Source organism: Dactylosporangium sp. NPDC049742 (genome assembly GCF_040674675.1).
Taxonomy (GTDB): domain Bacteria; phylum Actinomycetota; class Actinomycetes; order Mycobacteriales; family Micromonosporaceae; genus Dactylosporangium; species Dactylosporangium maewongense.
Map to the genome: position 1 here is coordinate 1 of NZ_JBFANF010000035.1, position 13,315 is coordinate 13,315.

A 13,315-nucleotide genomic window follows, 5' to 3' on the forward strand; every position below is an offset into this window, starting at 1 on the left:
CCGGCGGGCCTGGATCCGGTTTGTCCCGGCGCACGGCCTTCGATGTCCGAGGACTGCGCCAGGTTGCCCAGGGACATCTGGCCGCGAGCCGAAACATCACGCGACGCAGCTCGTGCGTCACGTTCCGTCGAACCTGGATCGCCGTAAGCGGCGGAAGCGCTACTTTCCGTAGGAGTGGAAGCACGTTCGGTGGAAGCGGGGGCGGTTGAGGCGGCGCGAGCGGAGGCTGCGCGGTCCCGCCCGGAGCGCGCGGGATGGGCCAACGAGCACCTCCGGTCACGAATCGACGTCACGGACTTGACGTCGGGGATGAGAACGCTAACACTCTCGACATACAAGCGCGACGGCCAATGTAATCCAGGCCGGAGCGAGGTACCCCCACTGCCACACACCCCGGCGGTGGGGCGGCCCGCCCTTGAATGTGAACGTTCACTAGCTCTGGCGCAAGACACCCCGTGAGGAGAGGCGTAGTGCTGAAGAAGTGGTCCGCGGCCGTGCTCGGCGGTCTGCTGGTCGTAGGCGCGCTCAGCGCGTGCGGCGGCGAGAAGGAAGGCGACGCCGGCAGCGGCACGAAGAAGGACGACGGCAAGATCACGATGGGCTTCGCCCAGGTCGGCGCCGAGTCCGGCTGGCGGACGGCGAACACCAAGTCGATCCAGGAGGCCGCCACCGCCGCCGGTATCGACCTGAAGTTCTCCGACGCGCAGCAGAAGCAGGAGAACCAGATCAAGGCGATCCGCAGCTACATCGCGCAGAAGGTGGACATCATCGCCTTCTCGCCGGTCGTCGAGTCGGGCTGGGACACCGTGCTCAAGGAGGCCAAGGACGCCAAGATCCCGGTGATCCTGACCGACCGCGCGGTCGACTCGAAGGACACCTCGCTCTACAAGACGTTCATCGGCTCCGACTTCGTCCTGGAGGGCAAGAAGGCCGGCGAGTGGCTGGTCAAGGAGTACCAGGGCAAGACCGACACGGTGAACATCGTCGAGCTGCAGGGCACGACCGGCTCAGCGCCGGCCAACGACCGCAAGTCCGGCTTCGCCGACGTCATCAAGGCCGACCCGAAGTTCAAGGTCATCGCCTCGCAGACCGGTGACTTCACCCGCGCCAAGGGCAAGGAGGTCATGGAGGCCTTCCTGAAGGCCAACCCGAAGATCGACGTGCTGTACGCGCACAACGACGACATGGGCCTCGGCGCCATCGAGGCGATCGTCGCGGCCGGTAAGAAGCCCGGTGTCGACATCAAGATCATCACCGTCGACGCGGTCAAGGACGGCATGACGGCCCTGTCCGAGGGCAAGATCAACTACATCGTGGAGTGCTCGCCGTTGCTTGGCCCCCAGCTCATGGACCTGGCCAAGAAGGTCGTCGCCGGCGAGACCATCCCGCAGCGGGTGCTGACCGAGGAGTCCGCGTTCACCCCGGAGCAGGCGAAGGCCGCGCTGCCGAACCGCAAGTACTGAGAGGCGCAACCATGGGGACCGCAATGCTGAGCATGAGCGGCATCAGCAAGCAGTTCCCCGGCGTCAAGGCCCTCGAGGGTGTGGATTTCCGCCTGTACCAAGGGGAGATCCACGCCCTCATGGGTGAGAACGGCGCCGGGAAGTCGACGCTCATCAAGGTGCTGACCGGCGTCTACGACATCGACGAGGGCGAGATCACCCTCGAGGGCCGCCCGGTCCGGTTCGCCGGTCCGCACCAGGCCACCGAGGCCGGCATCAGCACCGTGTACCAAGAGGTCAACCTCTGCGCCAACCTCTCGGTCGCGGAGAACATCTTCATCGGGCGCGAGCCGACGAAGTTCGGCCGGATCCAGTGGGGCGTCATGCGGCGCCGCGCGACCGAGCTGCTCCAGCGCATGGAGCTCGACCTCGACGTCACCGCACAGCTGTCGACCTACTCCCTCGCCGTGCAGCAACTGGTCGCGATCGCCCGCGCCATCGACGTCGACGCGAAGGTCCTCGTCCTCGACGAGCCGACCTCCAGCCTCGACGCCGGCGAGGTCGCTCAGCTGTTCCGCATCATGCGGCAGCTCAAGGCGCAGGGCATCGCGATCGTGTTCGTGTCGCACTTCCTCGACCAGATCTACGAGATCTGCGACCGGATGACGATCCTGCGCAACGGCCGGCTGGTCGGCGAGCACCTCGTCGCCGACATCAGCCAGGTCCAGCTCGTCAGCCTCATGATCGGCAAGGAGCTGGCGCTGCTGGAGCGGCTCGAGGACGCCGGCAAGCGCTCGTTCTCGGGCGTCGAGGCGGTCGCCCAGGCGCACGAGCTGGGCCGCTCCGGCGCCGTCGAGCCGTTCAGCCTCACCATCCACAAGGGCGAGGTCGTCGGCCTCGCCGGCCTGCTGGGCTCCGGCCGCACCGAGCTGGCGCGGCTGTTCTTCGGCGCCGACAAGGCCGACAGCGGCCGCCTCGAGATCGACGGCAAGCCCGTCAACCTGCACGGCCCGCGCACCGCCATGGGCCACGACATCGCGTACTGCTCCGAGAACCGCAAGACCGAAGGCCTGGTCGAGGAGCTGTCGGTCCGCGAGAACATCATCCTCGCCCTGCAGGCGGCCCGCGGCTGGACCCGCCCGCTGCCCCGCCGGCGGCAGGACGAACTGGTCCAGAAGTACATCGACGCGCTGAACATCAACCCGAAGGACCCGGAGCTGCCGGTCCGCAACCTCAGCGGCGGCAACCAGCAGAAGGTCCTCCTGGCGCGGTGGCTCATCACCGAGCCGCGGCTGCTCATCCTCGACGAGCCGACCCGCGGCATCGACATCGGCGCCAAGGCCGAGATCCAGCGGCTGGTCGTCGAGCTCTCCGACGGCGGCATGGCCGTGCTGTTCATCTCCGCCGAGCTGGAGGAGGTGCTGCGCCTCAGCCACCGCATCGGCGTCCTGCGCGACCGGAGGCTGGTCACCCAGCTGGAGAACACCGACGCGGTCGACCTCGACCGCCTCACCGAGACGATTGCGAGCGGCACCTGATGGCGGCGATCACCAAGCACAGGCTGTTCTGGCCGGCGGCGATCCTCGTGCTGCTGCTCGTCACGAACGTGTTCTTCTCCGGCGGGTTCTTCAAGATCGAGCTCCGCGACGGTCACCTGTACGGCAGCATCATCGACATCCTGCGGGCCAGCGCGCCGCTGGGGCTCGTGGCGCTGGGCATGACGCTGGTCATCGCCACGGGCGGCATCGACCTGTCGGTCGGCGCCGTCGTCGCGATCGCCGGCGCGCTCGCCTGCCTGCGCATCAGCGAGCTGGACAACCAGAACAGCGTCGGCGGCGTCCTCGCGGCCGTCGGGCTCGCGCTCGTGCTGTCGCTGGTGCTCGGCGTCTGGAACGGGTTCCTCGTCGCCACCGTCGGCATCCAGCCGATCATCGCCACGCTGATCCTCATGGTCGCCGGCCGCGGCCTTGCCCAGCTCATCACCGACGGGCAGATCATCACGATCAACAGCGGCCCGTACAAGATGATCGGCGCGGGCTACTGGCTGGGCCTGCCGCTCAGCGTCATCATCGCCGTCGGCGTCGCGGTCCTCGCCGGCCTGGTCGTGCGCCGCTCGGCGCTCGGGCTGCTGCTGGAGTCCGTCGGCGGCAACGCCGAAGCCTCCCGGCTGGCCGGCATCAAGTCGCGCTGGCTGATCCTCATCGTCTACGTGTTCGCCGGGCTCTGCGCCGGCGTCGCCGGGCTGATGATCAGCTCCAACGTGTCCAGCGCCGACGGCAACAACGCCGGCCTGCTCATCGAGCTCGACGCGATCCTCGCCGTGGTCATCGGCGGCACCTCGCTGTCCGGCGGCCGGTTCTCGATCGCCGGCACCATCCTCGGCGCGGTCATCATCAAGACCCTCGACATCACGATCTACACCGTCGGCATCCCGCCCGAGGTGACGCTGCTGTTCAAGGCGGTCGTCGTGGTCGTCCTGTGCCTCGCCCAGGCGCCGAAGTTCCGCGAGAAGTTCCAGCGCCGCCGGCCGTCCGCGCCCGCCCCGAAGGCGCCGCAGAAGGTGGAGGTGACGGCATGACGACGTTTGAATCACTGCAGAAGCGGGTCATCCGCAGGCCGCAGCAGCGGCACATCCCGGTCCTGGCCACGTTGGCGCTGCTGTGCCTCATGTACGGCGCCGGCGTCGTACGGTACACCGGCTTCGACGACACCCAGATCGTCCTGAACGTCTTCATCGACAACGGATTCCTGCTCGTCGTCGGCGTCGGCATGACGTTCGTGATCCTGACCGGCGGCATCGACCTGTCGGTCGGCGCGGTCGTCGCGCTCACCACGATGATCTTCGCGTCGCTGGTGCGGGCCGGCTGGTCACCGATCGCGGTGCTGCCCGTGGTGCTGCTCGTCGGCGCCCTGATCGGCCTCGCGATGGGCTGCATCATCCACTTCTTCGACATCCAGCCCTTCATCGCCACGCTCGCCGGCATGTTCCTGGCCCGCGGCCTGTGCTACGTCATCAGCACCGAGGCGATCCGCATCGACAACGCGCTGTGGACCGAGCTGGCCGACTACAAGATCCGTTTCGGCGGGTTCCACATCTCGTGGAGCGTCGTCATCTCGCTCGTCGTGGTGCTCGTCGGCGCGTACGTCCTGGCGTACACCAGGATCGGCCGCAACATCTACGCCATCGGCGGCAACCAGCAGTCGGCGCTCCTCATGGGCCTGCCCGTCGGGCGCACGAAGATCGCCGTCTACACGATCAGCGGCGTCTGCTCCGCCCTCGGCGGCGTGCTGCTGACCTTCTACACGTCCTCCGGTTACGGCCTGCACGCCCTCGGCATGGAGCTCGACGCCATCGCGGCCGTGGTCATCGGCGGGACCGTCCTCACCGGCGGATCCGGCTTCCTGTTCGGCACCGTGCTCGGGGTCCTCGTGCTCGGCCTCATCCAGACCATCATCACGTTCGAGGGCACCCTCAGCTCGTGGTGGACCAAGATCGTCATTGGTGCGCTGCTGTTCGCGTTCATCGTGCTGCAGCGGGCCGTGGCGCGGAGATCACAATGACGAGATATGTAGTCGGGGTCGACTTCGGGACCCTGTCCGGCCGCGCCGTCGTGGTCCGCGTGGCCGACGGGGCGGAAGTGGGCACCGCCGTCCACGAGTACCGGCACGGCGCGGTCGAGCGGACCCTCCCGGCGACCGGCGAGGCGCTGCCCCCGCACTGGGCGCTGCAAATGCCGTCCGACTGGGTCGACGTGCTGCGGCACGCCGTCCCGGCCGCGCTGGAGGGCCTGGACGCCACGCAGGTCGTCGGCATCGCGACCGACTTCACGGCGTGCACGTTCCTGCCGGTGCTCGCCGACGGCACGCCGCTGAGCGACCTCCTGCCGGACCGCCCGCACGCCTACCCGAAGCTGTGGAAGCACCACGCCGCGCAACGGCAGGCCGACCAGATCAACGCGCTCGCCGCATCGCGTGGCGAGGCGTGGCTGCCGCGGTACGGCGGGAAGCTCTCCTCCGAATGGCAGCTGGCGAAGGCGCTGCAGGTCCTCGAGGAGGACCCCGACGTCTTCGCGCGGGCCGAGCGCTTCATCGAGGCCGCCGACTGGATCGTGTGGCAGCTGGCCGGGGTCGAGACCCGCAACGCGTGCACCGCCGGCTACAAGGGCGCCCACCAGGACGGCGGCTACCCGCCCCGGGACTACTTCGAGGCGCTGCACACCGGCTTCGGCGCGTTCCTCGACAAGACCGACGGGCCGCTGTCACCGCTCGGCGGGCTCGCCGGCCGGCTGACGGCCGAGGCGGCCGCGTGGACCGGGCTGCCGGAGGGGATCGCGGTCGCCGTCGGCAACGTCGACGCGCACGTGACCGCCCCGGCCGCGCAGGCCGTCGACGCCGGGCAGCTCGTCGCCATCATGGGCACCTCCACGTGCCACGTGATGAGCGGCGCGACCCTGGCCGACGTGCCCGGCATGTGCGGCGTCGTCGCCGACGGCATCATCCCCGGCCTGTACGGCTACGAGGCCGGACAGTCCGGCGTCGGCGACATCTTCGGCTGGTTCGCCGGGTTCGCGTCCGCGGACCACGACCAGCTCACCGCCGCGGCCGCCGAGCAGCGCCCCGGACAGCACGGCCTGGTCGCGCTCGACTGGCACAACGGCAACCGCTCCGTGCTCGTCGACCACCACCTGTCGGGCGTCATCGTCGGGCAGACCCTCGCCACCCGCCCCGAGGACGTCTACCGGGCACTGATCGAGGCGACCGCCTACGGCACCCGCACCATCGTCGAGACCCTCGAGACCGCCGGCGTGCCGGTGACCGAGTTCATCGCCGCCGGCGGGCTGCTCAAGAACACGTTCCTCATGCAGCTCTACAGCGACGTGCTGCGCCGCCCGATCAGCGTCATCGACTCCGAGCAGGGGCCGGCGCTGGGCTCGGCGATCCACGCCGCGGTCGCCGCCGGCGAATACCCGGACGTGCGGGCCGCCGCGGCGGCGATGGGCAAGGTGAAGCGGGCCGTCTACACGCCCGACGACGCAGCCGCCGACGTCTACGACCGACTCTACGCCGAGTACCGGCAGCTGCATGACTACTTCGGCCGCCCCGGTGGCAACGAGGTCCTGCACCGCCTCCGCGCGCTGCGCGAGGAGGTGGCCCAGTGATCTCGAAGCTCCGGCGGGAAGTCTGCGACCTGCACGCCGAGCTGATCCGCTGGGGCCTGGTCACCTGGACGTCGGGCAACGTGTCCGCCCGCGTCCCGGGCGCGGACCTGCTGGTGATCAAGCCGTCGGGGGTCTCCTACGACGACCTGACCCCCGAGGCGATGGTGGTCTGCGACCTCGACGGCAAGCTCGTCGAGGGGGACCGGTCCCCGTCGTCGGACACCGCGGCGCACGCGTACGTGTACCGGCACATGCCGCACGTCGGCGGGGTCGTGCACACGCACAGCCCGTACGCGACGGCGTGGGCCGCCCGCGGCGAGCCGATCCCGTGCTCGATCACCGCGATGGCCGACGAGTTCGGCGGCGACATCCCGGTCGGGCCGTTCGCGCTGATCGGCTCCGACGCGATCGGCCGCGGCATCGTCGAGACGCTCACCGGGCACCCGTCACCGGCGGTGCTGATGCTGCAGCACGGCCCCTTCACCATCGGCGCCACCGCGAAGGCCGCCGTGAAGGCGGCGGTCATGTGTGAGGACGTCGCCAGGACCATGCACTTCGCCCGGCAGCTGGGCGCCGTCGAGCGGCTGCCGGACCAGGCCGTCGCCTCGCTGCACGACCGCTACCAGAACGTCTACGGCCAGCCGCAGGGCGGGCAGAGGAGCACAACATGACGCACGAGGTCTGGTTCCTGACCGGCAGCCAGGGGCTCTACGGCCCCGAGACGCTCGACCAGGTCGCGGCCCAGTCGAGGCAGATCGCCGCGACGCTGGACGAGTCGCCGGACATCGCGGTGCGCGTGGTGTGGAAGCCGGTGCTCACCAGCGCCGGCGACATCCTGCGGATCTGCCTCGAAGCCAACGCCGACCCGTCGGTCGTCGGCGTGGTCGCGTGGATGCACACCTTCTCGCCGGCCAAGATGTGGATCTCCGGGCTCGACGCGCTGCGCACCCCGCTGCTGCACCTGCACACGCAGGCCAACGTGGCGCTGCCGTGGGCCGAGATCGACATGGACTTCATGAACCTGAACCAGGCCGCCCACGGCGACCGCGAGTTCGGCTACATCCAGTCCCGGCTCGGCGTGGCCCGCAAGACCGTGGCCGGGCACGTCACCGATCCGCGGGTCACCGCCCGCATCGGCGCGTGGGCCCGCGCGGCTGCCGGCTACACGGAGATGCGGTCGCTGCGGCTGGCCCGCTTCGGCGACAACATGCGCGACGTCGCCGTCACCGAGGGCGACAAGGTCGAGGCGCAGCTGCGCTTCGGGGTCTCCGTCAACACGTACGGCGTGAACGACCTCGTCGAGGCCGTCGACGCGACCCTCGACGCGGACGTGGACAACCTCGTCAAGGAGTACCACGACACGTACCGGGTGTCGTCGTCGCTGAAGACCGACCGGGCCGAGTCGCTGCGCTACGCGGCCCGGATCGAGCTCGGCCTGCGCGCGTTCCTCACCGCCGGCGGGTTCAAGGCCTTCACCACCAACTTCGAGGACCTCGGCGGGCTGCGCCAGCTGCCGGGCCTCGCGGTGCAGCGGCTCATGGCCGACGGCTACGGCTTCGGCGGCGAGGGCGACTGGAAGACCTCCGTGCTCGTGCGCACCTTGAAGGCGATGGCACCCGGCGGTGGCACGTCGTTCATGGAGGACTACACGTACGACCTCACGCCCGGCAACGAGGTCATCCTCGGCGCGCACATGCTGGAGGTGTGCCCGAGCATCGCCTTCGACACGCCGTCGTGCGAGATCCACCCGCTCGGCATCGGCGGCCGCGAGGACCCGGTGCGGCTGGTCTTCGACGCCACGCCCGGCCCCGCCGTCGTGCTCGGCCTGGCCGACCTCGGCGAGCGCTTCCGGCTCGTCGCCAACGAGATCGACGTGGTCACGCCGACCGCGCCGCTGCCGAAGCTGCCCGTGGCGCGGGCGGTCTGGAAGCCGCGGCCGGACCTGTCGACGTCCGCGGAGTCGTGGCTGACCGCCGGCGGCCCGCACCACACGGTGCTGTCGTTCGCCGTCGGTACCGAGGAGCTGACGGACCTGGCGGACATGACCGGCACGGAGCTGCTCGTCATCGACGCGGACACGACGGTCCGGCAGTTCGCCAAGGAGGTCCGCTGGAACCAGGCGTACCATCGCCTCGCGAGGGGGTTCTGAAATACGGGTGCGTTCCGTTTACGGAACTGGTGAGGTGGGTGCATGACCGTACGAATCAGGCACATCACCGTCGACTGCGCCAAGTGCTACGACCTGTCCCTGTTCTGGGCCGCCGTCACGGGTTTCCGCGAGGACCCCGCCGACCCGAACCTGCCGGAGCACACCGAGGCGGCGCTGAACGCCCCGGACGGCTCGACGGGGATGCTGTTCATCCAGGTGCCGGAGGGCAAGACCGGCAAGAACCGCATCCACCTCGACCTCCAGCCCACCGACGCCTCCAGGGACGAGGAGGTCCAGCGCATCCTCGGCCTGGGCGCCACGCTGGTCGCCGACTTCCGCAAGGACGACGGCACCGGCTGGGTCACCCTGGCCGACCCCGAGGGCAACGAGTTCTGCGTGGAGCGCAGCGCCGCCGAGCGCGCCGCCGCCTGATCGTCCCTGCGCCGTTTCTTGCGGGCGGCGCAGGGACTTTGTTACTCGCGGGTTGCATTGCCGGTCGTTCAGGGCGGACGATGCTGCCATGCAGCGCGAGGAGCACAGCCTCACCGGAGGCGGCGGGGTCCGCATCGTCTACGACGCCTGGACGCCGTCGAACGTCGAGGGGGTCGTCGTGCTCTCCCACGGCATGGGGGAGCACGCCCGGCGGTATGACCACGTCGTGGCCCGCCTCGGCGAGCTCGGCCTGGCCGTCTACGCGCCCGACCACCGCGGCCACGGCCGCTCCGGCGGGAAGCGGATGTACCTGCGCAGCATCGACGAGTACACCGCCGACCTGCACCTGCTCTTCGGAGAGGTCGCCGCCCGTCACCCCGGCCAGGCGCCGTTCCTCATCGGGCACAGCATGGGCGCCATGATCGCGCTCGCGTACGCCCTGGACCACCAGGCGTCGCTGCGCGCGCTCGCCCTGTCCGGCACGCCGGTCGTCCCCGGCTCCGGGATCGGCAAGCCGGCGATCGCCGTCGCGAAGGTCCTCGGCCGGATCGCGCCGGCGACCCCCGTCCAGGCGCTGAACTCCGCGTACATCTCCAAAGACCCGGCGGTCGTGGCCGCCTACGACGCCGACCCGCTCGTCTACCACGGCAAGGTCCCCGCGGGCATCGGCGGCGCCATGCTCACCCAGATGGCCGTGTTCCAGCGCCGCCTGCCGTCGCTCACCCTGCCGACCCTGGTCCTGCACGGCGCCTCGGACAAGCTCGTCGACCCCGCCGGCAGCCGCCTCATCGCGGACCGGGCCGGCTCCCGGGACCTCACCCTGCACATCTACGACGACCTGCACCACGAGGTCTTCAACGAGCCCGAGCAGGACCGCGTCCTCGACGACCTGATCGGGTGGCTGAAGACCCACTGAGGAATGCGCCGGGCCCTCGCGCAGTTGATCCCTTCCATGGACGACGTCATGACCGAGTACCGCAGGGGAGTCCTCTACTTCGACGCCGGCGACCCGATCGAAGCCGCGAAGATCCTCACCACCGTCCTGGACCAGGAGCCGGGCAACGCCGAGGTCCGGCTGTGGCTGGCCCGCGCCTACTTCGCCTCGGCCCAGCTGCACCGCGCCGAGACGCACCTGCGCGCCCTGGTCGACCGCGACCCGACCGACCACTACGCCCACCACCTGCTGGGTCGCACCCTGGAGCGGCAGAACAAGCCCCGCGAGGCCCTGCCCTACCTGCGCCTGGCCGCGGCGATGTCCACCGTCCCCGACTACTCCGACGCCGTCCGCCGCGTCGAGTCCGCCTGCTCCCCCTGACCCCGGCCCGTCCCACCGCCCGGTCCTGCTCAACCCCACTTGGGGAGGAGCAGGACAGGGCCTAGTGGCGGGCGGCGAGGTGCTCGCCCCCGCGGCTCTCCTGCCGGACCAGCCGATCCTCGGCGGGCGGCGCCGGCCAGAACTGCAGCAGGTACTGCTCCTCGGAGTCCTCGTCGTCGTCGCCCTCGGCGAAGTCCCAGCCGTATGCGCAGTAGCGGGCCCGGTAGTCGCGTAGCTCGAGCTCCAGCCGCCAGCTTCGCGACCCGTCCCACTGCAGCAACCGCGTCTCGGCGGTGGCGGGCCGGAACGACACCTCCACGACGTCTTCCCAGAACGCGGCGAGCGGCGGATCCTCGTCATGGCGTTCGACGGTGAGCGGCACGTCCCCCGTGTGCGTCGCGGTCTTCAGGAACAGATAGCCCGGCTCGGCCGCGCCGCACAGCCCGTTGCGCTGTCCCACGAACGGCCAGGGATCGCCGTCCCGGTCCGCCAGGGTCCGGCTGTCGACGTACATCTGGCCGTAGGCGACCGTGACGACGTCGTCGACGAGCACCACCATGACCAGATTCTGCCTGCCCCGCGGTCCAGCCGGTACCCGAACCGCGTTGACGGGCGGCGAACATGACCGCATTGTGACCACGGCCCGGCAAGCGTCGTCCTCGAACGCGGTACCGACGGGCACGAATAGGATGCAGCTTCGCGTATGCCTCGGTTGCCGAATGAGCTCGGGACGAGGTCGATGTCCGAACTCATCCGTGACCTGCGTGAGGTGACTGCGTGACCACGACGGACCTGCCGCCGCCGACCGGCCCGGCGACCACTGGGCCCGACGGGCTGCCGGATGTGCTCGTCACCCCGCCGTGGTCCCGCCGCCGCGAGCCGGTCGTGGTGCCCGGCCTGACCCGTTCCGCGCCGCTGGCGTCCGACGGCACGCCGGGAGCCGACGCGCTGCACGCCGTGCCGGACCTCGTCGCGTTGTCGCGGGAGATGGTCACCGAGACGACGCCGCGGCTGCTGCCGTTCACCGGCCCGGAGCTGGCTGACCTGATGATGGAACTGCGGGTGAAGTCCCGGTCGGCGTGGACCCGCGACCTCGCGCGGCAGTGGCTGTCCCGCCACCCGGCCGCCGCCGCCCGCGATCTCGTGCCGCCGGCCCTGGACGAGCCCGGCCCGCGCCGCGAGCTCGCCGAGCGCGCACTGCTGGCGCTCGCCACGGACGGTCACCGGGATCTGGTGCTCACCGCCGCCGACAACTACGGTTCGGCGGCCGGCGCCGCGATCCGGGCGATGCTCGACACGGACCCGCTCGAGCTGCTGCCCTCGACGTTGCCGAAGATCCCGCGCTGGGTCGGCGTGCCGACGCTGCCGACGATCCGGCTGCGGGACGGCGTGCGGACCCTGCCGGTCGAGTCGGCGCGGCACGTGGTCACCATGCTCGCGCTGTCCCAGTCCGCCCTGCCGTATGCGGGCCTGGAGATCGTGAAGGACGTCTGCGACCCCGTCTCGCTGGCCGCCTTCGGCCGGGCCCTCCTGCTGCGCTGGGTCGACGCCAACTGTCCGTCGGTCGGCCGATGGGCGCTCGACATGCAGGGCCTCATCGGCGACGACGAGACGGCCCGCAGGCTCAGTCCGCTGATCCGCTCCTGGCCCGGTCACGGCGACCACACCCGGGCTGCGCGCGGCCTCGACGTGCTCACCGCGATCGGCACCGACGTGGCGCTCATGCACATCCAGGGTGTCGCCGACAAAGCCGCCAAGCACAGCACCCGCCGGCTCGCCAAGGAGCGGCTGGAGACCCTGGCCCGGGACACCGGCCTCACCCTGGAGCAGCTCGCGGACCGCCTCGTGCCCGACCTCGGTCTCGACACCGACGGCAGCCTCAGCCTCGACTACGGGCCGCGCCGGTTCGTCGTCGGCTTCGACGAGCACCTCATGCCCTTTGTCACCGACGCCGCCGGTGCCCGCCGCGCCGCGCTGCCCAGGCCCGGAGTGAAGGACGACCCGGTCGCCGCGCCCGCCGCGTACCAGCGGTTCCTCGGGTTGAAGAAGGACGTGCGGACCGTGGCGGCCGACCAGATCCGCCGCCTCGAGCGCGCCATGGCCGACCAGCGCCGGTGGAGCAGTGCGGAGTTCCACCGGTACCTGGTGGGACATCCGCTGCTGTGGCACGTCGCGCGCCGGCTGCTCTGGGTGACGTCCGAGGGCCCCGACGGTGGCGAGGCGTGCTTCCGGGTGGCCGAGGACCGCACGTACGCCGACGTGGAAGACGAGCCGATCGTCGTCACCGCGACCGCAACGGTGTGGCTCGCGCACCCGCTCCGGCTCGGCGACCGGTTGGCGGCGTGGGCGGAGGTGTTCGCCGACTACGAGGTCTCGCAGCCGTTCGCGCAGCTGGGTCGCGACGTCCACGTGCTGACCGACAACGAGCGCACCGCCCACAGCCTCGACCGGCAGGACGGCCGCACCGTGCACGTCGGACGGCTCCTCGGGCTGGTGCGCCGCGGCTGGCGGATGGGCGAGGTCGGCGACGGCGGCATGCTGTGCACGCTGGAGCGCGACCTGCCCGGCGGCCTCGTCGCCTCGCTCGACCTCGACCCCGGCATGTTCATCGGCGACGTCACCGCCGAACAGCAGCAGACCCTCGGCAACGTGTGGCTGCCCACCCACGCCGACGGCGAGCCCGTCCCCGGCTTCGGCGCGATCGACCCGGTCGCCGTGTCGGAGCTCATCCATGATCTGCAGGAAGCCAGTCAGTGAGTCATTCCGTGCGACGTCGTGATCACCGAGGGTCTCAGGTGGTGCGGGCGTGGTCGAAGTG

The 13,315-nt window shown here is 70.5% G+C and carries 12 protein-coding genes; 11 read left to right on the forward strand and 1 reads right to left on the reverse strand.

The window, feature by feature from the left end; all coding sequences use genetic code 11:
* Window positions 1-470: 470 nt before the first annotated feature.
* The 10 genes from AB0J72_RS34510 to AB0J72_RS34555 all read left to right on the forward strand — a co-directional run bounded on the left by AB0J72_RS34510 (window position 471) and on the right by AB0J72_RS34555 (window position 10,497).
* Window positions 471-1,463, forward strand: a complete 993-nt coding sequence (locus AB0J72_RS34510; protein ID WP_344498943.1) for an ABC transporter substrate-binding protein — start codon at window positions 471-473, stop codon at window positions 1,461-1,463.
* Window positions 1,464-1,486: 23 nt separating this feature from the next.
* A complete protein-coding gene (locus AB0J72_RS34515) occupies window positions 1,487-2,980 on the forward strand; it encodes a sugar ABC transporter ATP-binding protein (protein WP_363406353.1) in 1,494 nt (497 codons plus the stop codon).
* Window positions 2,980-4,020 carry an ABC transporter permease gene (locus AB0J72_RS34520; protein ID WP_363406056.1) on the forward strand — a complete coding sequence of 347 codons (1,041 nt, stop codon included), beginning with the start codon at window positions 2,980-2,982 and terminating at the stop codon, window positions 4,018-4,020. The genes AB0J72_RS34515 and AB0J72_RS34520 overlap by 1 nt, the downstream gene beginning before the upstream one ends.
* Window positions 4,017-5,003, forward strand: a complete 987-nt coding sequence (yjfF, locus tag AB0J72_RS34525; protein ID WP_344498949.1) for a galactofuranose ABC transporter, permease protein YjfF — start codon at window positions 4,017-4,019, stop codon at window positions 5,001-5,003. The genes AB0J72_RS34520 and yjfF overlap by 4 nt, the downstream gene beginning before the upstream one ends.
* Window positions 5,000-6,601 (forward strand): ribulokinase, encoded by a 1,602-nt coding sequence (locus tag AB0J72_RS34530; RefSeq protein WP_363406059.1) that lies wholly within the window; start codon window positions 5,000-5,002, stop codon window positions 6,599-6,601. Before yjfF ends, AB0J72_RS34530 begins: the two co-directional genes overlap by 4 nt.
* Entirely contained in the window at window positions 6,598-7,272 is a 675-nt protein-coding gene (locus AB0J72_RS34535; protein ID WP_363406062.1) for an L-ribulose-5-phosphate 4-epimerase, read from the forward strand. Before AB0J72_RS34530 ends, AB0J72_RS34535 begins: the two co-directional genes overlap by 4 nt.
* Window positions 7,269-8,750 (forward strand): L-arabinose isomerase, encoded by a 1,482-nt coding sequence (araA, locus tag AB0J72_RS34540; RefSeq protein ID WP_363406065.1) that lies wholly within the window; start codon window positions 7,269-7,271, stop codon window positions 8,748-8,750. The genes AB0J72_RS34535 and araA overlap by 4 nt, the downstream gene beginning before the upstream one ends.
* A gap of 42 nt (window positions 8,751-8,792) precedes the next feature.
* Window positions 8,793-9,182, forward strand: coding sequence for a VOC family protein (locus AB0J72_RS34545; protein WP_363406068.1), 390 nt, complete (start codon window positions 8,793-8,795; stop codon window positions 9,180-9,182).
* Between the two features lie 88 nt (window positions 9,183-9,270).
* Window positions 9,271-10,098, forward strand: a complete 828-nt coding sequence (locus AB0J72_RS34550; RefSeq protein ID WP_354903242.1) for a lysophospholipase — start codon at window positions 9,271-9,273, stop codon at window positions 10,096-10,098.
* 36 nt (window positions 10,099-10,134) lie between these two features.
* Window positions 10,135-10,497: a tetratricopeptide repeat protein gene (locus AB0J72_RS34555; RefSeq protein WP_363406071.1), complete on the forward strand. Its 363-nt coding sequence runs from the start codon at window positions 10,135-10,137 to the stop codon at window positions 10,495-10,497.
* A gap of 61 nt (window positions 10,498-10,558) precedes the next feature.
* On the opposite strand, the gene AB0J72_RS34560 is transcribed toward AB0J72_RS34555, so the two are convergent.
* Window positions 10,559-11,056, reverse strand: coding sequence for a hypothetical protein (locus tag AB0J72_RS34560; protein ID WP_363406074.1), 498 nt, complete (start codon window positions 11,054-11,056; stop codon window positions 10,559-10,561).
* A gap of 218 nt (window positions 11,057-11,274) precedes the next feature.
* On the opposite strand from AB0J72_RS34560, the gene AB0J72_RS34565 reads away from it, so the two are divergent.
* Window positions 11,275-13,254 carry a DUF4132 domain-containing protein gene (locus AB0J72_RS34565; RefSeq protein ID WP_363406077.1) on the forward strand — a complete coding sequence of 660 codons (1,980 nt, stop codon included), beginning with the start codon at window positions 11,275-11,277 and terminating at the stop codon, window positions 13,252-13,254.
* The last annotated feature ends 61 nt before the right edge of the window (window positions 13,255-13,315 follow it).

Coding starts and splice junctions, on each gene's coding strand:
- yjfF (WP_344498949.1), top strand. CDS start 4,017: ATGACGACGTTTGAATCACTGCAGAAGCGGGTCATCCGCAGGCCGCAG.
- araA (WP_363406065.1), top strand. CDS start 7,269: ATGACGCACGAGGTCTGGTTCCTGACCGGCAGCCAGGGGCTCTACGGC.
- AB0J72_RS34560 (WP_363406074.1), bottom strand. CDS start 11,056: ATGGTGGTGCTCGTCGACGACGTCGTCACGGTCGCCTACGGCCAGATG.
- AB0J72_RS34555 (WP_363406071.1), top strand. CDS start 10,135: ATGGACGACGTCATGACCGAGTACCGCAGGGGAGTCCTCTACTTCGAC.
- AB0J72_RS34545 (WP_363406068.1), top strand. CDS start 8,793: ATGACCGTACGAATCAGGCACATCACCGTCGACTGCGCCAAGTGCTAC.
- AB0J72_RS34530 (WP_363406059.1), top strand. CDS start 5,000: ATGACGAGATATGTAGTCGGGGTCGACTTCGGGACCCTGTCCGGCCGC.
- AB0J72_RS34520 (WP_363406056.1), top strand. CDS start 2,980: ATGGCGGCGATCACCAAGCACAGGCTGTTCTGGCCGGCGGCGATCCTC.
- AB0J72_RS34515 (WP_363406353.1), top strand. CDS start 1,487: ATGCTGAGCATGAGCGGCATCAGCAAGCAGTTCCCCGGCGTCAAGGCC.
- AB0J72_RS34550 (WP_354903242.1), top strand. CDS start 9,271: ATGCAGCGCGAGGAGCACAGCCTCACCGGAGGCGGCGGGGTCCGCATC.